Here is a 20980-nt window from a genome sequence, read left to right as displayed (position 1 = left end):
CGGCTAATCGCTCGCACCCGGCCTAACTAAGCCGCCTATTCATCTCCGTCTTCCGCGAGCGTCTCCTGCCACTCCTGCACCTTCGACAGCAACTCGACCGGCGGCGTCTCGGTGACGTCGACGCTCTCGAGCTCCTCCAGAACGGCCTTGGTCTCCGGATCCGGCCGGGGAGCTTCGGTCCCGCCTTGCAGCCCGGACCCATCAGCGGTCGCGTCGGCCTGGGCGCTGGAGGGATCGCTTTCCGCCGGTGCCAGCGACCCATCGCCGGGATTCGCGGTGCCGGTGTCAGTTTCGAACGAGCCCGAGGAGAGGTCGAAGACGGCCTGCGTGGTTCCGTCGTCGCCGCCGCTTCCTCGCGCCTCGATCGCCTTCTCCTCGCGGAGGCGGTCGAGGACGCCGTCCGCGCGGTCGACGACCGGCTGCGGGACGCCGGCGAGGTCCGCGACGTGGATGCCGTACGAGCGGTCGGTGGCGCCCTCCTGGACCGTCCGGAGGAAGGTGACGTCGCCGTCGCGCTCGTCGGCCGCGATGTGGACGTTCGCGACGCGTGGAAGGTGGTCCGCCAGCGATGTGAGCTCGTGGTAGTGGGTCGCGAACAGCGTCTTCGCGCGGACCTCGTTGTGCAGGTACTCCGTCGCGGCCCACGCGATGGAGATGCCGTCGTACGTCGCGGTCCCGCGGCCGACCTCGTCGAGGATGACCAGCGAGTCCGCGGTCGCGGAGTGGAGGATGTTCGAGAGCTCCTGCATCTCGACCATGAACGTCGACCGGCCCTGCGCGAGCTCGTCGAGCGCGCCGACGCGGGTGTAGATGCCGTCGACGAGGCCGATTTTCGCCGAGCGGGCGGGGACGAACGACCCGATCTGCGCCAGCAGCGTGATGAGCGCTGCCTGGCGCATGTACGTCGACTTGCCGCTCATGTTCGGGCCGGTGACGATGAGGAAGCCGCGCTCGCGATCCATCTCCAGGTCGTTCGGGACGAAGTCCGTCGTCTGCTCGACGACCGGGTGCCGGCCGGCCTCGATCTCCAGGGGCCCGGGCTCGGTCAGCTCCGGGCGCGTCCAGTCGTTGGCCGCGGCGTGTTCGGCCAGCGAGCAGAGGGCGTCCAGCTCCGCGACGACGCGGCCGACGTTCTGGAGCAGTTCGGCGTCCGCGGCGACGCGCTCGCGCAGCTCCTCGAAGAGCTCGTACTCCAGGTCGCCGCGGGCCTCCTCCAGCCGGAGGATCTCGCGTTCCCGCTCCTGGAGCTCGTCGGTGACGAACCGCTTCGAGTTCTTGAGGGTCTTTATTTCCTGGTAGTGTGCGGGCACCTGGTCGGCGACGGACTTGCCGACCTGGATGTAGTAGCCGTCCGTCTTGTTGCGGTCGACGGTGACGTGCGAGAGCCCGTGCTGGCGCTTCTCGCGCTCCGCGAGCGTGTCGAGCCACTGCTTCGCCTCCTCGTGGTCCTCGATGATCTCGTCGAGATCGGGGTCGTACCCCGTCTGGAAGAGCCCACCCTGGGTCTTCGTGCTCGGCGGGTCCTCGGCGAGCGCGTCGTCGATCTCGTCGTGGATCCGCCGGGCTGCGTCGCGGTCGGGCCGCGAGAGCACGTCGGCGACCGGCGAGTCAGCGAGGGGGGTGTTCTCGATGGCGTCCTCGAGCGCGGGCAGGAGCCCGAGCGTGTCGCGGATCGAGAGGAGCTGTCTCGCGCCCGCGCTCCCGCTCGTCGCCCGTGCAGCGAGGCGCTCGAGGTCGGCCCCGCCCTCGAGCGTCTCGCGAAGTCGGTCCCGCGCGAGCGCCGCGGACGCCAGCGCCTCGACGGCGTCGAGCCGGTCGTCGAGTTCGGTCTGCGAGCGTCGCGGGCGCGTCACCCACTCGCGAAGCAGGCGTCCGCCGGGGCTCGTCACGGTGTGATCGATGGTGTCCACGAGCGAGCCCTCGCCGTCGCCGCTCATCGGCTCCGTCAGCTCGAGGTTGCGCTGGGTGGTCGCGTCGAGTTCGACGTGGTCCTCCGCGCCGTAGGCCGTGAGGCGGGTCATCGACGCCATCACGCCCGCACCGGTCTCCTCGACGTACGCGAGTACGGCCCCGGCGGCCCGGAGCGCCAGTTCGGAGTCGATGCCGATGCTGTCGGCCGTCTCCTTCCCGAACTGCTCCCGGACGGCGTGTTTCGCGCGGCCGGGCGCGAACGCCTCGGCGTCGTGGAGCGAGAGCGATGCGCCGACCTCCTCCCGGAGCGCGGCCAGCAGGTCGTCGTCGTTGCGCACGGCCGGTCCCGGGAGCGCCTCGACCGGGCCGAACCGGTACAGCTCCGCGCGGGCGTCGCCGACGGAGTCGACCTCGGTGACGAGGAAGCGGCCCGTCGTCACGTCCGCGAAGGCGAGGCCGAGCGGGCCGTCAGCGTCGGTTTCGGAGGAGGTATCGGAACCGGAGCCGGAGCCGTCGCGAACGATCGCCGCGAGATACTGTGCGTCGTCGTCGGTCGTCTCCAGCAGCGTCCCGGGCGTGACCACGCGCGTTATCTCCCGCGCGTGGCCGTCCTCGGTCTCGTACTGGTCGGCGACGGCGACGCGGTAGCCGCGCTCGACGAGCGCTTTTAAGTACGGCGTGAGGTCGTCGATGGGGACGCCGGCCATCGGATACGAGGCGCCGTGGGAGGACTTCTCGGAGATCTTCAGGTCGAGCTCCTGGCCGACGGTCTCGGCGTCCTCGGCGAAGAACTCGTAGAAATCGCCACACTGCATCGTGAGGAGGTCGGCGTCGGTCTCCTCCTTCAAGCTGAGAAACTCCTCGACGATCCCTTGAGCCATTACTGGATACTCCTGCTGTCAGTCGCTAAAACCCTGTGGGTCGGAGTTGTTCGACGGGGTGGTTTTGGTGTAGGTGTACGGTCTTATGTTCGACAGCAACGGTTCCTCTCCCTGAGCTCTCGGCCGCTCTTGCTTATAAACTGGATGCGCAGGTGCAGGCGCTGTTGCGATTGACAGCACCACCAACTCCGTGAAAGCCCTCGGCCGCTCTTTATAAGCATATTTGAACAGATGATACGGTCTCGCTCTCGACAGTACCGCAAACACCCAGAAAGCCCTCGGCCGCTCGCGGTCGCTGTCCTCGAAAATCGGAGATTTTCGGGCTCCGAGAAATCTTCGATTTCTCGCGAAGCGACATATCCGCGCCTCTCCGCACCGCCCGGCGCGGATAGGGGTCGACTCAGCGACTCCCCTCCGGCGCGACCGGCCGTCGCCCTTTCAGTCCGCCAGGAGAGTACCGCAACCGCGACAGCGAGAGCACCGCAACCGCAACTGCACCGCGCGCCGGCTGTCCGGCATACGACGTTGGCCCGGTGACCGCCGCGTGCGACGCCCGGCCACCACTCCCGGGCGGGACTGAAAGGGGCAGCCGCTGAGCGGGACGCCCTGCGAAGCAAGCACCACAACTCGGCGAGCGAACGCAGTGAGCGAGCCGGGTGAGGAGCGCAGCGAGCAGCGCGACCGGTCAGCGGCTGGGGCTTTCTGGGTGTGCCGAGTGGTGGTGCGAGCAGCGACAGCCGCCTTTATTTATAAGCACAAACGTCCGGTAACCGAATTTCGTCTCAAGAAACCCGACATCGCTCACTCTACGTCGACGTGTCGCGACGCCCGCACGGGCAAGAGCGGCAGCGAGGGGAACGTGACCTCGACGGTGAACTCGAGTTCGTCGGCCTCGGGCGTACCGAAGACGCCGACCGGGACCGTCGTCTCGCCGTCGAGGTACACGGACTTCTGGTTCATCTCGACGTCGTTGACGGTTACCCGGATGCCGGTCTGCGCGCCGTCGCCGTCGTTGTGGACGCTCACCTCGCACATCTCGTTCTCCCCGACGGCGACGGCCTCGGGGAAGTCGCCCCAGTCGACGCCGATCTGCGGGAGGTCCTTCGCGGCCTCGACGACGCGGCTCGCGACGCCGCCGGCCATCCCGGCGGCCTCGAGCTTGTCGGGGCCGGCGGCGACGACGTCGCTCGGGGTGGTCCAGCCGGCGTCCGCCAGGCGCTCGGCGCGTCCCTCGCCGACGCCGTCGATAGCGGTGAGGGCGACGGCTTCTCGGGAGACGCCGTGCTCGACGCGGGCCTCGACGCGGGTGGCGAGGTTGGCCGCGCGCGGGCCCGCGAAGCGGTCGAGGAACTCGCCGAGGGCGGCGAGCAGGCGGAGCGCGTTCTGGCGGATCACCCAGGCGTCGGACCTGAGTTCCGAAGGCATCGAGTCGGCCATCCCGGCCATCAGGATGGCGAGCACCTTGCGGTGGCCGCCCTCCAGGTCGGTGTCGTTGCCGGCGAGGATCTGGTCGACGGCGTCGGCCTCGGCGGAGCGGGCGGAGACGGAGTCGAACTCCCCCGCGGCGGCGACGGTCTCGAGGATGCTGTCGACGGTGAGCGTGTCACGGTCGGCGAGTCGCTTGAACCGGCGGGCCGTGTCGAGCCGGAGATAGTACTTCGAGGCGAGCCGACCGAGGGGGCTCGGGTCGACGCCGAGCTGGTCGTCCGTCTCGACGAACCCGTCGTCGACGAGGTCCTCGAGCGTGTCGCGCACGCGGTCGCGGAGGCTGTCGAACTCGTATTCGTCCGGGCGCGACTGGGCGCGGACGTAGTAGAACGTCGTCTCGAGCCACGCCATCACGTCGTCGAGGTCGCTGATCGTGCCCATCGCGATCTCGGCGTTGAGGTGCGACTCGAGGTCGCCCGCGAGCCGGGACTCGATCTCCTTGCCCTCCCGGAGCAGGGTGCGGTACTTGTCCGCGTCCGCGCGGTCACAGACGACCCAGCCGTAGCCGACGTCGTCGTAGCCGGGGCGCCCGGCGCGCCCGAGCATCTGGAGGACGTCCAGCGGCGAGATGTCCGTCTCGCCCTCGAGGGGGTCGTGGTACTTCGTGTCGCGGATGACCACGCAGCGCGCGGGGAGGTTGACGCCCCACGCGAGCGTCGACGTCGAGAAGAGGAAGGCGATCTTCCCCTCCTTGAACCACTCCTCGACGCGGTCGCGGTCCTCCTTCGCGAGGCCGGCGTGGTGGAAGGCGACGCCGTCGAGGACGCTCTGGCGGAGCGTGTCGTTCGTCAGCTCCTTCGCCTCGTTGTGGAAGTCGTAGTCGCCCCGCGAGTCGATGGGAATGTCGCGGTCGGTGATCTCGTCGCGGGCCTTCTTGGCGGCCTGCACGGTGTCCTGCCGCGAGGAGACGAAGACGAGCGCCTGGCCGTCCTCGCGGACGTGCGGCTCCGCGAGGTCGAGCGCGCGGTAGAGCCGGCGGTACTTGTCGGCGAAGGCGTTGTCGCCGTGGCTGTACGTCTTCACGCCCGTCTCGAGGTCGACCGGGCGGTACTCGTCGCCGAACTCGAAGGTCGTCTCCGGCGGCGCGTCGAGCCACTCGGCCACGTCGTCGATGTTCGCCATCGTCGCCGACAGCGCGACGACGCGGGGGTCCGAGAGCCGGCGGAGCCGCGAGACGACGACCTCGAGGACGCCGCCGCGGCGGTCGGAGTCGAGCAGGTGGACCTCGTCGATCACCACGCAGTCGACGTCGTTGATGAAGCCGTATCGGGCGGTGTCGTGCTTCCGCGTCGCGGAGTCGGCCTTCTCCGGCGTCATCACGAGGATGTCCGCGCGCTCGGCGCGGCGCGGGTTGAGGTCGCGCTCGCCGGTGACGACGTAGACGGAGTAGCCGAGGTCCTCGAAGCGTTCCCACTCGCTCTCCTTCTCGTTGGTGAGCGCCCGGAGCGGGGCGACGAACAGCGCCGTGCCGCCGTCCCGCAGCGTCTCGCAGATAGCGAGCTCGGCGAGAGCGGTCTTGCCGGAGCCGGTCGGCGCGCTCGCGACGACGTTGGCGTCGGAGTCGACGATGCCCGGCAACGCCGCGCGCTGCATCTCGTTGAACTCCTCGAACCCGAACGCCTCGGCGAACTCCGGGACTGCCTCCGCGACTTTCACGGTCGACCACTCCGGAGGAACCTGCGTCGCATCGTATGCTCACGGGTGCCTCGGGGGGAAAGGCGTTTCTCATCCGGTCAACGGTGCGGACGGGGGTGCTGTAGCCGCGACGGCGGCGACGCGCCTTCGAAACCGACAGTGTGCTGGACGCGAACGGTCGGACATGACGAAGTGGCTCCACAGCGGTCGCCGCCGCGACACCTGTGCCATCCTCTACGACGCCGGCGAGCTCCGGCCCCAGCAGCTGAAGCACCGGCTCACGTCGCACTACGACGAGCGCATCGACCCGCAGTCCTTCCGGGCCATGTTGGCATCGCTGGAGGACGCCGGGTTCGTCGCGTCCCGGACCGAGGGGATCGCGGACCTGTACCGACTGACCGACGCCGGCGAGCGCGCGCTGCTCGAGCACTACGACTGGCTGGCGGAGCGGATCGAAGGCGACGATGGCGACGGTGGGGACGTCGACAGCGCTGGCGACGGTGGGGAGGTCGACAGCGCTGGCGACGAGGGCGACGTCGACGGCAGTGGCGAACGCGGTCCGTGATCACCGAGGCACACGCCGGGAGGAAGAGCTATCGCGAAAGCGGCGGGAGCCTGACGCGCTGTAGCCAGAACCGGTCGACCACAGCGACCACCTCGGCGAACGACTCCTCGTCGGTCGGCTTCCGCATGCAGGCGTTGGCCTTCGCCTCGTAGCTCCGAACGACCTCCTCGCGATCCGGCGAGGTCGTCAGCGCGATTACGGGAAGCCGCTTGAGGCCGGGGTCGTCACGGATCGCGTCCAGCGTCTCGTAGGCGCTCTCGCCCGCCATATCGAGGTCGAGCAGCACGAGGTCGGGCAACGCGGCCCCCTCGTACTGGCCGCAGCCACGCAGGCGAGCGAGTGCCTCCTCGGGCGACCGCGCGAGCTGGAGCGCGGTGTCCGTCTCCGCGCTCTCGAAGGCTACTCGCGCACGGGGAACTGTGTCTTCGTCATCGCAAATTAGCAAGACCGTGTTACTATCGTCGCGTTGGGTAGTTCGAAGCGTGCGGGACATTATCTCGGACCGAGTCCGATTTCGTAATGCGCACAGTCACACTCCGCAGTGCCAGTGAGCCTGTAGCGGGCGCACAGTGCAAAATCTCTCGTTAATCGAAACGAACGAGTCCAGTGGGAAAATAGTTGTTTTCACCAGTATCCTCAAAATCCCGCCTTACCGGTGATCTAAGGCTGCTGACCAGTCGGGGTAGTATTTTGCGGCAGGCACCGGTAATGGCGGTATGAGCTACGCCGAGGATATGCGGGACATCATCGTCTCTAACGTGGGGGACCGTCTCCGGTTTTTCATCCAGGTCGATCCGGAGACGCGAACGCAGGACGTGCTGTTTGCGCGCGAGGACCTCGAGTGGTCCGACCGGAAGGCGGCCGTCGTCGACTCGGAGCTCCACGAGCTGGTCGCCAAGGAGTCCTACGAGGAACACATGGAGGCCGGCGAGGTGACACAGATCATCAAAGTCGCCGACCGAATGGTGATGTTCACCGGCTTCATCGAGGACGAGGTCGTCGTCGTTACGTTCGATCGCGGGATCCTCCAGGACCTCCCGGCCGTCGTCGCCGAGTTCCGCGAGTACATGATCGACAACGACATCGACTTCACCGCCCTCGCGGTGCCGGAGTAGGGTCGCTCCCTGCCGTCCTCGACGACGGAGCCTCCGAAAAGCACATGCCGCTCAGCCGGCTACGTTGAACCCGATGGTCGCCGACAGCTACGACTTCCACCTCTTCGACCTCGACGGCACCCTCGTCGACGCGGAGTGGAGCTACACCCGCGAGGTGTTCGACGCGGTCGGTGACCGGCTGGGCCGGCCGTTCTCGGATGAGGAGGCCCGGATCATCTGGCACGGGCTCGGTGGCTCGCGCAACGAGACGCTCAGCGACTGGGGCGTCGACCCCGAGCCCTTCTGGGACGCCTTCCACGACGTGGAGGACCCAACTGCCCGCGCGGAGGCGACCTACCTCCACGACGACGCCGACCGCCTCCTGAGCGAACTGGAGGGGCCGACGGGCCTCGTGACGCACTGTCAGGAGTTCCTGACGACGCCCGTCCTCGAGCAGCTGGACCTGCACGACCACTTCGACACCGTCGTCTGCTGTACGACGGAAACCGGCTGGAAGCCGGACCCCTCGCCCGTCCGACGCGCGATGGCCGACCTCGACGTCGACCCCGACGCCGCGGCCGGCTACCTCGCCGGCGACGGCGCGAGCGACGTCGGCGCCGCCTGGAACGCCGGCCTCGACGCCGTCCACGTCGAGCGACTGGGACACGGCGAGCGCGGCCGCTGCGTGCTCGGCGACTATCGGCTTCGGTCCTTCGACGAGTTCCGAGGCGATGGCGTGGAGTTCGCGGACGATTGAGCGGTGGTGCTTGGGTCGGGTTTGGTGGCCGGTGATTGCTCAGACGTGTTCGACCGCTCTTTATAAACGAATAGTTGGACAGGTGCAGACGCTGCTGCGCTGGACAGCACCGCAAACACCCAGAAAGCCCTCGGCCGCTCTTTATAAGCAGGTTTGAACAGGTGAAACGGTCTTGCTCTCGACAGCACCGCAAACACCCAGAAAGCCCTCGGCCGCTCGCGGTCGCTCCGCGACATATCCGCGCTCTCCGCACAGCCCGCGCGGATAGGGGTCGTCGGAGCGACTCCCCTGTGGCGCGACCGGCCGCGCCCTTTCAGTCCGCCAGGACCGCGACCGCGACGGCAACCGCACCGCGACCGCCCAGCTACCGCAAGCCTCGGCCCTCCCCAGCCTCGGCCGGGGCGCGCCGGCCCCGCAACGCACCGCGCGGCGCGCCACCGGCCTCCCTCGCACGCGTTGCTCGCGCGCGCGCGCGCCGGCCGCCTCGCACCGAACGCCAGACAGCTGGCGAGCGTCGACGGCCGAAGAGCCGCCGCGAGCCACGCCCGGCTACCACTCCCGGGTGGGACTGAAAGGGGCAGCCGCTGAGCGGGAAGCCCTGCGAAGGAAGCACCGCAACCCGGCGAGCGACCGAACGAAGTGAGGGAGCGAGCCGGGTGAGGAGCGCAGCGAGCAGCGCGACCGCCTCAGCGGCTGGGGCTTTCTGGGTATACCGAGTGATGTCACCCGCGAAATCAACCGGATTTGTTTATAAATGCGACCGCTCAGCGGCTGGGGCTTTCTGGGTATACCGAGTTGTGTCACCCGCGAAATCAACCGGATTTGTTTATAAATGCGACCGCTCAGCGGCTGGAGCTTTCTGGGCATGCTGAGTGGTGTCACTGGCGACGATACCCGGTCAACCGAAGAGAGGGACTGCGCAAGGGGAGCGAACGCAAAGCAGAATCACCACGTCGCCCGGTGCGCCATCGATTATTTATAAGAGTATATAAATATCGCACGCACCTCCAACATCGGCCGCGATAAGAGTCGATTTCGACCGGTTGCACGGCCGAGCCAGTCGAACCCCGTCGCTCCGAAATGGTTTTTCCGGAGTAGCGATAAGCACTTGATAACTATGAGCGGCAATCCTGACGACGAACGGCTGGAAGAGCTCCGCGAGCAGAAGCGCCAGGAGCTACAGGAGCGCGCCCAGCAGGGCGGCGGCGACGCGCAACAGCAGCAGGAGGCTGCCCGCGAGCAGGCCGAGGCGCAGCAGGAGGCCGTCCTCAAACAGCACCTGACGGACGACGCTCGGCAGCGGCTCAACGCCGTCGAGATGTCGAAACCGCAGTTCGCCAAGAAGGTCAAACAGCAGGTCGCGGCGCTCGCCCAGAGCGGTCGCGTGCAGGGGCGGATCGACGAAGAGCAGATGAAGGAGCTGCTCCGCGAGCTCCAGCCGGACCAGAAGAGCTTCGACATCCACCACCGATAGCGGATGGAGCTGGCGCTTCTGTACAGCGGCGGGAAGGACTCCTCGCTGGCAGCGCTGCTGCTCGACCGCTTTTACGACGTCCGCTGCGTGACCGGCACGTTCGGGCTCACTGACGACTACGAACACGCCGAAGCCGCAGCCGAGTCGCTCGGGTTCCCCTTCGACACCGTCGAGCTCGACCAGGACGTCGCCGGCGAGGCCGTCGAGCTGATGCAGGAGGACGGCTTCCCGCGGAACGGCATCCAGCGCGTCCACGAGCACGCACTCGAGACGATCGCCGAGCTCGACGTCGACGCCATCGCCGACGGGACGCGCCGTGACGACCGCGTGCCGACCATCTCCCGCGCGCAGGCGCAGAGCCTCGAGGACCGCCACGACGTCGACTACATCGCGCCGCTGTCCGGCTTCGGGCGGCACGCCGTCGACCGCCTCGTCGACGACACCTTCGAGGTCGAACAGGGGCCCAGCGAGGAGATCCCGAAGGCCGACTACGAGGGCGAGCTCCGCGCGCTGCTCGTCGAGGAGCACGGCGCCGGCGCCGTCGCCGAGGTCTTCCCGGATCACGAGCAGACGTACGTCCACGGGCGGACGGACTGACGGGCCGGTCTCCGTTCTCCGCTCTCCGCTTTTTAAGGCCGGTCGACCCGGCACCGGAAAGGATGCTTTCAAGCGCCCGCTGGCCGAACCCGGGTGTATGTACCAGGGACTGAAAGGGTTCAGGGACTTCTACCCCCGCGAGCAGTCCGCCCGGAGCGAGGTGGCGGACGTCGTCGAGGCGACCGCGGAGCGGTACGGCTTCCGCGAGATCGCCACCCCGGCACTCGAGCGAACGCAGATGTACGTCGACAAGTCCGGCGAGGAGATCGTCGAGGAGCTGTACGCCTTCGAGGACAAGGGCGGCCGCGACGTGACGCTCACCCCGGAGCTCACCCCGACCGTCGCGCGCATGGTCGTCGACAAGGGTCAGGAGCTCTCGAAGCCGATCAAGTGGGTCTCCACGCGCCCGTTCTGGCGCTACGAGCAGGTCCAGCAGGGTCGCTTCCGCGAGTTCTACCAGACCAACGTCGACATCTTCGGCTCCGAGGAGCCCGAGGCCGACGCCGAGATCCTCGCGTTCGCGGCGGACGCGCTCACCTCGCTCGGGCTCACCGGCGACGACTTCGAGTTCCGCGTCTCCCATCGCGACATCCTCGGCGGGCTCCTCCGCGCGCTGGCCGAGGACCCCGAGGCGGTTGACACCCAGAACGCGATCCGCGCGGTCGACAAGCGCGCCAAGGTCGACGAGGGCGAGTACTTCGGCCTGCTCGCGGACGCCGGCCTCGACCGCGACGTCGCCCGCGAGTTCGACGACCTCATCGCCAGCGGCGACCTCGACGCCGTCGCCGACGCGGGCGGCGAGGACGTCGAGGACGCGGTCGCGAACCTCCGGAACGTGCTCGACGCTGCCGAGGACTTCGGCGCGCGCGAGTTCTGTGACGTTTCCCTGACGACCGCCCGCGGGCTCGACTACTACACCGGCGTCGTCTTCGAGTGCTTCGACTCCACCGGCGACGTCTCCCGCTCCGTCTTCGGCGGCGGGCGCTACGACGACCTCATCGAGAGCTTCGGCGGCCAGCCGACCCCCGCCGTCGGCGTCGCGCCCGGCCACGCCCCCCTCCAGCTACTCTGCCAGCGCGCCGGCGTCTGGCCCGACGAGGAGCTGACGACGGACTACTTCGTGCTCACCGTCGGCGACACGCGGTCCGAGGCGGCGGAAATCGCCGGCGACCTCCGCGACCTCGGCCACGTCGTCGAGACCGACGTCGCCGACCGCGGCTTCGGCTCCCAGATGGGGTACGCCGACTCGATCAACGCCGAGACCGTCGTCATCGTCGGCGAGCGCGACCTCGAGAACGACGAGATCACCATCAAGGACATGGCGAGCGGCGACCAGACGACCGTCCCCGTCGACGAGTTCCCGCCCGAGGAGGGGCGGCCGACGTACGAGGACTACGAGTAGCGAGGTCGCTGCGGTCGGCGTTGTATTTTCGGGATCGACAGTGAGGGCTGCGACCCGCCCGATTCGAGAGCGGCGCGGCTACAGCCGTTCGAGCAGTACCGTCCGCAGGTCGTCGGGCGAGTTGACGACGATATCGGCCGCCGTCAGGTCCGTCTCGGCGTTGTGCTCCCCCCGAATCGCGACGACGAACGCGCCCGCGCGGTCGCCCGCGGTCGTCCCGGCCCAGGAGTCCTCGACGACGACGCAGTCCGCGGGGTCGACGCCGAGGTCGGCGGCCGCCGCCTCGTAGATGTCGGGGGCGGGCTTGGCGGGGCCGTCGATGTCCTCGACCGATTTGACGACGTCGAACGCGAGGTCGAACCGGTCACTGACGATGCCGATCCAGTCCGGCGGGGAGGAGGAGACGAGGCCGGTCGGGATCCCCGCGTCGCGTAGGGCGTCGAGCAGCTCGTGGGCGCCGTCGAGCAGCGAGACGCGCTCGCCGTAGAGGTCGACGGCGACCTCGTTGAACAGGCGCTCGTGTTCGGCCTTCGAGACGGCCGTCTCGTACTCCGCGTCGAGGAAGTCGTAGGTGTCGAGGTAGTAGCGCCCGGTCACCTCGTCGAGGTCGGGCCAGTCGTCGCCGGCGAGGATGGCCGGGAAGAGCCGCTCGCGGTAGGCGTCGTGCCAGTGGTCCTCGCTGTCGACCAGTACGCCGTCCATGTCGAAGAGCACCGCGTCCATTGGCTACGCGTGGGGACGCCGGCTACAAAGCGGTGTGGGGAGTCTGGCTCGGCGACAGCCTCAGTCGGCCGTCCGCGTTTCGACCTCGCGGATCCCGAGGTCGCCGCCGACGGTGACGACGAGCGCCTCGTCCGCGACCGGAATTCGCACACGCACGCGCCAGGGGTCCCGCGAGACGACCTCGGTGTACTCGTCGCTCACGCACCACGGCAGCGTCCAGTAGGGCGTCCGCGCGAGGTCGATACCGTGGTTGCGGTAGACGGTGACCACGGGCGACTGGTCGAGCAGCGAGAGGCCGATGGAGGAGTGGAGCCGGTGGCGACACTGGCTGCAGACGTGGTCGACGCGCACGTCGAGCCCGAGCACGTCGCCGGCGTCGTCGACGAGGCGGGTCTCCATCCGACCGTTACACTCGGGGCAGACGCCGTCGGCGGCGAGACAGTGGAGGTGGCGCACGCGCTGGTCGAACGCGCGGAGCAGCTCCGTCTCGTCGCGGTCGGTGAGCCCGCCCGGCGGGAACCCGTACTGGCCGTGCGCCTTCCCGCAGTCCGGGCAGTCGATGGAGAGCGTCTCGTCCGCGTAGCTGGCGCGGAGCGGCCCGCTGCAGGCGACGCAGTCGTCGCCGACGTCGAACGGCTCCAGGTCCGGCTGCTCGTTGAACGTCCCCGCGAGCACGGCGCTGACGACGGCCTTGCCCGCGTGCTTCAGGTCGTAGCCCTCGTCAGTTCGGGTGACGAACTGGTCCGTGAGCTTGCCGAGGTGGTAGTTGAACTGCGCGCTGTCTTTCATCCCGACCTCGCGGCGGAGCTCAGAGAACCGGACCGGCCGGTCCTCGCTGCGCCAGAGCGCCTCGAGGATCTGCAGGCGCGTCTCGCTGGCCACGACGGAAAAGGCGTCCTGTGGCGACATGCAGTCGTCGCAGGCCAGCATCGTGTCCGGGTCCGCCTCGCGGCCGCGTCGGTCCCGATCGTTGGTGCCGCTGGCTTCGCTCATACCGTGAGATCCTCACCGATGCGCCCTAAACGTTCCCCAAACCGTACTTTTGTAGACAATTTTACCCGTTACTGAAACGGGTTTCAGTAATCGCGCGTACAAAAATATCCTTCAGATTACACTTACGTGGGTGCCACCCGTTTGTTCACGTGAAGACAGATGAGACCGACCCACTCCGGACCGCGTCCGGACGCTGCCCGGCCGCCGTCCCTCGCAAGCATCGTGCTCACGACCCTGCTGCTGCCCGTCGGCCTCGTCGCGGGCGTCGCGACCGGCCTGTGGCTGTGGGAGCTGCTGGCGGCACTGGAGCCGACCGACCCCGCCGTGCTGGGCGTCGGCGCGCTCCTGCTGTCGCTGCTGTACCCGCGGACGCGACGCGCGCTCATGACCCGGCTCCCGACCCCGCGACCGACGATCCGGTGGCAGGCGAGCTGAGAAGTACCACTGCAGCCCCCGCGTCGGCCCTCCATTTCCCCTCGCTATTCGCCGCGGCTCCCTACTTCCGTTTTCGGCCGGACGTTGAAACCCGAAGCCGCGGCCAACGGCGCCCATGCCTGATCGCATGCGCGTCTTCGCCGGCGACTGCACCACCAGCTTCGACGACGAGGGCACCCGGACCCAGCGCGGGCGTATGGTCGTTCTCGTGAAACCCGACAACACGACGCTCGTCCACGACGCCGACGGCTACCAGCCGGTCGAGTGGCTCACGCGCCCCGACTCGGTCACGGTCGAGACCGACGGCGACGGGTTCTCCATCACGGCACGAACGCCGGACCGCACGCTCCGCGTCGTCGCCGTCGACGGCGCGGCCGGCCGCGAGATCCCGGTCACGCAGGCGGGCACGGAGGTCGGCACCTGTCCCGACTGCGACGAGCCGCTGGTCCGGACCGGCGGCGACGTGGTGTGTCTCGCTTGTGACGCCAGCTACGGCCTCCCGTCGGGAGCGAGCGTCACCGACCGGACCTGCGAGGACTGCGGCCTCCCGAAGATCCGCGTCGAGCGCGGCGAACCGTTCCAGCTATGCCTGGACCCGAGCTGCGAGCGCCTCCCCGACGTCGTCGCCGAGCGCTTCGACGGCGAGTGGGACTGCCCGGACTGCGGCGCCGACCTCGAGGTGCGGGAGGCGCCCGGCCGCGTTTTCCTCGGCTGCACCGACTATCCCGACTGCGAGACGACGTTCTCGATGCCGAACGGCGTCGTCGTCGACGACTGCCCCTGCGGGCTGCCGGTGTTCGAGACGCCGACCGGGAAACGCTGCCTCGACGGGACCTGCGACCGCTGGCAAGCGGTTGACGACGAGAAACGAACGGCCGAGGGCGACGCCGGCGGCGGATAGATCGCCGAGTGGCCCCGAATAGCGCCCTCGCCGACAGCCCCGCTGCAACCCCGTACCGCAATCCGTTTAGGTCGTCCACTCCCGGATCGGACCATGACACCGGAAGGGACGCTGCGCGGCGACGCGGTCCACGTCGGCGGCGACGCCCGCCAGCGGTTCCACGACTCGCGAGGCTACGGGCGCCCCGTCGAGGGCAACGAGATCGCCCTCACGCGGATCGAGGCCGCCCACCTCCTGTTCCGGGGCGACCTCTCGGCGGTCGTCGTCGACGGCGACGCCCTGGAGTTCGAGGCGTTCTTCGTCAGGGCCGCGGCCGCCTCGACGCGCTTCACCGTCCGCTTCCTCGTCTACTCGGATCTGCGCGACAGGGGCTTCTACCTCTCGCCCGCTCGCGAGGGCTGGCCGGGCGGCCGCCACGCCGCCGCGGACGCCGTCGACTTCGTCGTCTACGAGCGCGGCTCCGACCCGGAGGACGGCGCGGTCGCCCATCACGTTCGCGTCGTCGGGGAGCGCGAGACGATCGCGGCTGCCGACGTCGCCGGCCAGACGCTCGCGGTCGTCGACGAGGAGAGCGACCTGACCTACTTCGGCGCGACGACGCCGGAGCTCGACGGCGCGACGCCGTACCAGCCGCCAGCGGGGCTCGCCGGCGTTCTCCTCGCGGACCGCGTGGTCGTCTGGGACGCGCCGCCGGACCTGTACCAGCACGGCTTCTACGGCCAGCCGCTCTCCGGGCGCGACAGCGACCTCGGCGGCGCGCTCCAGCTCTCGCTGCTGGAGGCCGCCGCCCTCGCGGACGCGGGCGCGCTGGCGCTGACCGAAACCGTCGATGCCGCGGCGGCGACGGTCGACGACGACGCGGAAACGCCGGCGAGCGACGCGACCGACGATTACGCGGCGATCGTCGCCCGCGGCCGCGCCGTCGAGGGCGAGCGTTTCGACCGCCGCCTGCGAACCTACGAGGACCTGCGCGGCCGCGACCTGGTTCCCAAAACGGGGTTCAAGTTCGGCGCCGACTTCCGGACCTACCGCGACGTCGAGACCGTCGAGGACCTCCCGCACTCCGAACACCTCGTCCGCGTCGTCCAGGCCGACCACACCTTCGAGCCCCGCGAGCTCTCGCTGGACGTACGCCTCGCGGGCGGCGTGCGCAAGCGGATGCTGTTCGCGCTCGTCGAGGGCGACGGCAACGGCGTCCGCGGCGGCGACGGCGCGGCGGACGAGATCGAGTACGTCGAGATCGGCCGGCTGACGCCGTAGCCGATCATCAGGGGACGGCGGCGAACCGCACGCGACACCTCCAGCGGAACGAACGGTTTTTGGGCCGACCCGCCGGATGAAGGGGTATGAGCGACAGCACCCACGAGGACGAGGAGTCCGCCCCGGAGCGTGACGCGCGCGCCGACGGCGGCGCGACCGGAGCCGACGACGTCGCCCTCGACCCGTGGGGATCCGAGACGATCGCGGACTACCGGAAGCTGTTCGAGGAGTTCGGCATCGAGGAGTTCGAGTCGGTGCTGCCCGACACGCCGGACCCGCACTACCTGATGCGCCGCGGCGTCATCTTCGGTCACCGCGAGTACGACGCCGTCGCCGAGGCGATGCGGAACGACGAGCCGTTCGCGGCGCTGTCCGGGTTCATGCCCACCGGCGACCCGCACATCGGCCACAAGCTCGTCTTCGACGAACTGATCTGGCACCAGGAGCAGGGCGCCGACGCCTTCGGGCTCATCGCCGACCTCGAGGCGCACTCCGCCCGCGGGCTCTCGTGGGACGAGATCGACGAGCACGCGCGCAACTACCTGCTCTCGCTGCTCGCGCTCGGGTTCGACCCCGAGGACGGCGAGCTCTACCGTCAGTCCGACAACCGCGAGGTGCAGGACCTCGCGTTCGAGCTCGGCTCGAAGGCGAACTTCTCCGAGTTCGAGGCAATCTACGACTTCGGCGGCGAGACGAACATCTCGCACCTCCAGAGCGTGGTCACCCAGACCGCGGACATCCTCTACCCGCAGCTCGTCGACGAGCCGAAGCCGACCGTCATCCCGGTCGGCCCGGACCAGGATCCCCACGTCCGCCTGACGCGGGACCTGGCCGTGCGCACCCGCTTTTTCAAGGTCACCAAGGCGTTCGCCAGCTTCGAGCTGGACGACGACGAACGCCAGCTCGTCCGGGCCGCCTACGACGCACTCCCGGCCGGCGAAAGCGACGTTCGCTGCGAGGACGCCGCCGAGTGGCTCGAGACCTACGGCCCGGTGCCGGAGCTGGCCGACGCGAAGCCCTCGGCCATCCGGAAGCTCGAGGAGGCCGGCAAGGAGCCGCTCCGGCCGCGCGTCCGCTTCTTCGACCGGAACGCGACCGAGGAGGCGTTCGAGGACCTGATCGAGTCCATCGAGGGCGAGAAGCGCGTCTTCGAGGGGCACATCGACACCTTCGACCTCTCGCGGGCGGAAGCCGAGGAGCTCGCCCGCGAGGTCGAGGTCGACAACGGCGGCTTCGGCTTCCAGCAGCCCTCCTCCATCTACCACCGGTTCATGACCGGGCTCACAGGCGGGAAGATGTCCTCCTCGGTCCCGGCGAGCCACATCTCGCTGCTCGACGACCCCGAGGACGGCTACGACAAGGTGAAGGCGGCGACGACGGGCGGCCGCGAGACGGCCGAGCTCCAGCGCGAGCTCGGCGGCGAGGCCGACGACTGCCCCGTCTACGAGCTGTATGCCTACCTCCTCGCCGGCGACGACGACGAGCTGACGAAGCGCGTCTACGAGGAGTGCGTCAACGGCGAGCGCCTCTGTGGCGGCTGCAAGGAGCAGGCCGCCGAGCTGATGAAGGAGTTCCTCGAGGATCACCAGGAGAAGCGCGAGGAGGTCGAGGACTTGCTCGACGCCGCCGACATCGACCTCGACTCCGACCGACGCGGGAGCGGCGGCGGCGGGCACTGAGTCCGGAGCAGTCGAGTTCGCGGGCGACCGCGGAAACCGGCGGCTGATCCTGGCAAAACCTTTTCTTTCCCACCATATAAAACGAATTCATGCGAACCGCGCTCGACAGCTACAAGAACCAGTCGTACACCGGCGAGAACCGGTGTACACCATGCACCGTCGTCAACGTCGTTCTCGCGGCCGCGCTCGGACTCGGGCTCGGCGTGGTCGCTCCGCCGGTCGGCGCGGCAGCGTTCGTCGTCAGCCTCGGGTCGATCTACTTCCGCGGCTACCTCGTCCCCGGAACCCCCGAGTTGACAAAACGGTACTTCCCGGACTGGCTGCTGGCCAGGTTCGACAAGGTCGACGAGCCGCCGGTGGGTGCCGGCGGCGCGGTCGACGGTGTCGGCGACGCAGGGGATGTGGGCGACGCGGGGGACGTGGGCGACGCGGACGACACGACCGGCGATGCGGACGACCCGATCGACAGCGCCGTCGGCGCCGTCGCCGTCGACGACACCGACGACACCGCCGTCGAGCGGGCTCGCGAGGCCTCTGGGACGAAGGGGATCGTCGACCCCCAGACGCTGCTGCTCGCGGTCGACGTCGTCGAGGAGTGTGCCGACCGCGAGGACCTCTGTCTCACGGACGCGTTCGCCGACGAGTGGACCACCCACGCGGACCGGCTGCGGGACGACTCGGCAGCACAGTGCGCGGCGATAGCCGAGCTGTTCGACCTCGAGGACGTGGAACTGGTTCCCGGCCACGAGAACCGCTACGTGGTCAAATCGGGCGACGAGCAGTTCAACGCCTGGGTGACGGAGGGCGCGCTCGTCGCCGACCTGGCGGCCGCGTCGGTCATCGCCGAGCGGACCGACTGGGACGCCATCCTCCCGGCCCAGCGCGTCGCGATCCTCCGCGCGCTCCGCTCGTTCCTCGACGTGTGCCCGATGTGTGGCGGGCAGGTCCGGATGACCGAGGACACGGTCGACTCCTGCTGCCGCTCGTGGGACGTGCTCGCGGTGCGCTGTGCGGACTGTGACACGCACTTCCTCGAGCTCAACCCCGAGCGGCTTGGTGATGCGCCCACAGGCGGCTCCGCGGAGGGTGGGAATACGGACGGCGAGGCGACCGACGGACAGGCGACAAACGACGAGGGGAACTCCGGCGCTGGCGACGAGCCCGACACCGGCGACGAGTCCGACGCCGGCGACGAGTCCGGGACTGGCGGCAACCTCAAATCCGTCGACTCCGGGTTCACGCGGTGCTGAGGCCGTCGCTGGCGACGCGCGATTCTCGCCGACCGGTCCCCGAACGGCTTGCCGCAAGGCCACGCTCAAAACCCCCGGCGTCGAACGGGAGGGTATGCAGACGACCGACGCGTTCGTCGGGCTCGATTGTGTCGACTGCGGTGACCGCTTCGACGCCGCGACGGCGACGCACCGCTGTCCGGAGTGCGGCGGCATCCTCGACCCGGCGTACGACTACGACGCGGTCGACGTGACGCCCGCGGACCTCTCCGCGCGACCGTTCGAGTCGATGTGGCGCTACGAGGAGCTGCTCCCGTTCCCGACCGGCGCGGCGGTGTCGCTCAACGAGGGCGCGACGGCGCTCGTCGAGTGCCCGGAGCTCGCCGACGCGATGGGCGTCGGGCGCGTCCTGCTGAAGGACGAGGGCCGGAACCCGACGGGGACGTTCAAGGACCGCGGGCAGTCGGCGGCGATGACCGCGGCGGTCCAGCACGGCGCGGAGACCGTCGCGCTCAACTCCGCGGGCAACGCCGGCCAGGCCGCGGCCGCGTACGCCGCGCAGGCGGACCTCGACGCGCACGTCTACCTCCCGGAGCGCGCCGGCTTCACCCAGAAGGCGGGCGTCGAGCTCCACGGCGGGATCCTCCACGTCGTCGGTCCGATGAACGGCGACTCCGAGATCGGCGATTCCGGCGAGGCGTACGCCGAGGGGATGGACGAGAATCCCGACTGGTACTCCACGAAGACGTTCGTCACGCCCTACCGTCACGAGGGGAAGAAGACGATGGCGCTGGAGGTCCTCGAGCAGCTCGACTGGGAGGCCCCGGACGCCGTCGTCTACCCGACCGGCGGCGGCGTCGGTCTCGTCGGGATGCACAAGGCCGCGGTCGAGGCGAAGCAGCTCGGCTGGACGGACGAGCTCATCCCGATGTACGCCGCGCAGGCCGAGGGGTGTGCCCCGATCGTCGAGGCGGTCGAGGAGGGGAAGGAGCGCCACGAGGAGTGGGAGGACATCCAGACCGCCTGCAACGGCATCGCGATCCCCGACCCCGGCGCGAGCCCGCTCATCATCGACGCCATCGAGGAGTCGGACGGCGGCGCCGTCGCCACCAGTGACCGGGAGATCCTCGACGCCGCCATCGACGTCGCGAAGCGCGAGGGGCTCGAGATGGGCGCGACCTGCGCCGCAGCCGCCTCCGGCGCCTACGAACTCGCCGAGCGCGGCGAGTTCGGCGAGGACGATACCGTGGTGCTGCTGAATACGGGGGCGGGCAACAAGGACATCGACACCCTCCGCGCGCACCTGGGCGAACAGAACGCGGACTGATTCGGATCGGGCGTTGGAATGCGGTTTTTAAGAGGTGTTCGCGACGTTACCGGAGCCGTTTCGTGATTCGCTGGTGGTTGCTGGTCTCGGTTATAAAGGAACTCGACTGACGTCGGTGACGACACCACTCGGCATACCCAGAAGGCCCCAGCCGGCGAGCGGTCGTACTTAAAAACAAGATCGGCTGACATCGACGGCGCCACCACTCGGTATGCCTTGGAAGCCCCGGCCACTGAGCGCTCGCGCTTATAAACAAACTCGGCCATCGCCGCTGTCGACACCACTCGGCACACCCAGAAAGCCCCAGCCGCTGACCGGTCGCGCTGCTCGCTGCGCGCCTCACGGCTCACTCGCTTCGCTCGTTCGCCGTTGCGGTGCTTGCGTCGCAGGGCGTCCCGCGCAGCGGCTGCCCCTTTCAGTCCCACCCGGGAGCGGTGGCCGGGCGTCGCTCGCGGCGGCTCTCCGGCGGTCGTCGCCCGCCGGCTGTCCGGCGTGCGGTGCGGGGGCGGCCGGCGCGCGCGAGCAACGCGTGCGAGGGAGGGCGGGGCGCGCCGAGCTGTGCGGTGCCGGCGCGCCCCGGCCGAGGCTGGGGAGGACTGAGGTATTGCGGTTGCTGTGCGGTCGCGGTG

General features: G+C 69.1%; 17 protein-coding genes. 12 read left to right on the top strand and 5 right to left on the bottom strand.

What is annotated here, in order from left to right:
• Window positions 1–35: 35 nt before the first annotated feature.
• Both mutS and ACQE3M_RS01130 read right to left on the bottom strand, forming a co-directional pair.
• Window positions 36–2792, bottom strand: a complete 2757-nt coding sequence (gene mutS / locus ACQE3M_RS01135; protein ID WP_430503628.1) for a DNA mismatch repair protein MutS — start codon at window positions 2790–2792, stop codon at window positions 36–38.
• A gap of 801 nt (window positions 2793–3593) precedes the next feature.
• Entirely contained in the window at window positions 3594–5936 is a 2343-nt protein-coding gene (locus ACQE3M_RS01130; RefSeq protein WP_430503627.1) for a DEAD/DEAH box helicase, read from the bottom strand.
• 163 nt (window positions 5937–6099) lie between these two features.
• On the opposite strand from ACQE3M_RS01130, the gene ACQE3M_RS01125 reads away from it, so the two are divergent.
• Complete coding sequence (locus ACQE3M_RS01125; RefSeq protein ID WP_430503626.1) at window positions 6100–6480, top strand: PadR family transcriptional regulator; 381 nt, start codon at window positions 6100–6102, stop codon at window positions 6478–6480.
• A gap of 28 nt (window positions 6481–6508) precedes the next feature.
• On the opposite strand, the gene ACQE3M_RS01120 is transcribed toward ACQE3M_RS01125, so the two are convergent.
• Window positions 6509–6973, bottom strand: coding sequence for a response regulator (locus ACQE3M_RS01120; RefSeq protein ID WP_430503625.1), 465 nt, complete (start codon window positions 6971–6973; stop codon window positions 6509–6511).
• Window positions 6974–7196: 223 nt separating this feature from the next.
• Between ACQE3M_RS01120 and ACQE3M_RS01115 the strand changes: the two genes are divergently transcribed.
• The 5 genes from ACQE3M_RS01115 (at window position 7197) to hisS (ending at window position 11804) form a co-directional block, all read left to right on the top strand.
• Window positions 7197–7595, top strand: coding sequence for a DUF7522 family protein (locus ACQE3M_RS01115; RefSeq protein WP_430503624.1), 399 nt, complete (start codon window positions 7197–7199; stop codon window positions 7593–7595).
• A 73-nt stretch (window positions 7596–7668) separates the two neighbouring features.
• On the top strand, window positions 7669–8331 hold the full coding sequence (locus ACQE3M_RS01110; RefSeq protein ID WP_430503623.1) for an HAD family hydrolase: 663 nt from the start codon (window positions 7669–7671) through the stop codon (window positions 8329–8331).
• A gap of 1117 nt (window positions 8332–9448) precedes the next feature.
• Window positions 9449–9805, top strand: a complete 357-nt coding sequence (locus tag ACQE3M_RS01105) for a DNA-binding protein (protein WP_430503622.1) — start codon at window positions 9449–9451, stop codon at window positions 9803–9805.
• A gap of 3 nt (window positions 9806–9808) precedes the next feature.
• The gene (locus ACQE3M_RS01100; protein WP_430503621.1) at window positions 9809–10402 is read left to right on the top strand and encodes a DUF7411 family protein; all 594 of its coding nucleotides are present in this window, start codon (window positions 9809–9811) and stop codon (window positions 10400–10402) included.
• A 97-nt stretch (window positions 10403–10499) separates the two neighbouring features.
• Window positions 10500–11804 carry a histidine--tRNA ligase gene (hisS, locus tag ACQE3M_RS01095; RefSeq protein ID WP_430503620.1) on the top strand — a complete coding sequence of 435 codons (1305 nt, stop codon included), beginning with the start codon at window positions 10500–10502 and terminating at the stop codon, window positions 11802–11804.
• Window positions 11805–11882: 78 nt separating this feature from the next.
• Here the strand turns inward: hisS and ACQE3M_RS01090 are convergent, their stop codons facing one another.
• On the bottom strand, window positions 11883–12527 hold the full coding sequence (locus tag ACQE3M_RS01090; RefSeq protein WP_430503619.1) for an HAD family hydrolase: 645 nt from the start codon (window positions 12525–12527) through the stop codon (window positions 11883–11885).
• A gap of 60 nt (window positions 12528–12587) precedes the next feature.
• Window positions 12588–13520 (bottom strand): winged helix-turn-helix domain-containing protein, encoded by a 933-nt coding sequence (locus ACQE3M_RS01085; RefSeq protein WP_430503618.1) that lies wholly within the window; start codon window positions 13518–13520, stop codon window positions 12588–12590.
• 159 nt (window positions 13521–13679) lie between these two features.
• On the opposite strand from ACQE3M_RS01085, the gene ACQE3M_RS01080 reads away from it, so the two are divergent.
• The 6 genes from ACQE3M_RS01080 (at window position 13680) to ACQE3M_RS01055 (ending at window position 20351) form a co-directional block, all read left to right on the top strand.
• Window positions 13680–13955: a hypothetical protein gene (locus tag ACQE3M_RS01080; RefSeq protein ID WP_430503617.1), complete on the top strand. Its 276-nt coding sequence runs from the start codon at window positions 13680–13682 to the stop codon at window positions 13953–13955.
• 115 nt (window positions 13956–14070) lie between these two features.
• Entirely contained in the window at window positions 14071–14856 is a 786-nt protein-coding gene (locus ACQE3M_RS01075) for a topoisomerase DNA-binding C4 zinc finger domain-containing protein (protein ID WP_430503616.1), read from the top strand.
• A 93-nt stretch (window positions 14857–14949) separates the two neighbouring features.
• A complete protein-coding gene (endA, locus tag ACQE3M_RS01070) occupies window positions 14950–16116 on the top strand; it encodes a tRNA-intron lyase (RefSeq protein ID WP_430503615.1) in 1167 nt (388 codons plus the stop codon).
• 86 nt (window positions 16117–16202) lie between these two features.
• Window positions 16203–17795 (top strand): tryptophan--tRNA ligase, encoded by a 1593-nt coding sequence (locus ACQE3M_RS01065; RefSeq protein WP_430503614.1) that lies wholly within the window; start codon window positions 16203–16205, stop codon window positions 17793–17795.
• 89 nt (window positions 17796–17884) lie between these two features.
• Window positions 17885–19045: a DUF8054 domain-containing protein gene (locus ACQE3M_RS01060; protein ID WP_430503613.1), complete on the top strand. Its 1161-nt coding sequence runs from the start codon at window positions 17885–17887 to the stop codon at window positions 19043–19045.
• Between the two features lie 94 nt (window positions 19046–19139).
• Entirely contained in the window at window positions 19140–20351 is a 1212-nt protein-coding gene (locus ACQE3M_RS01055) for a threonine synthase (RefSeq protein ID WP_430503612.1), read from the top strand.
• Window positions 20352–20980: the final 629 nt, after the last annotated feature.

The sequence above is a fragment of the Halosubterraneus shenae genome, assembly GCF_050510935.1.
Lineage (GTDB): Archaea > Halobacteriota > Halobacteria > Halobacteriales > Haloferacaceae > JBDGPU01.
The sequence above is the reverse complement of the archived record's forward strand: the minus strand, read 5'-3'. Positions and strand labels throughout refer to the sequence as shown.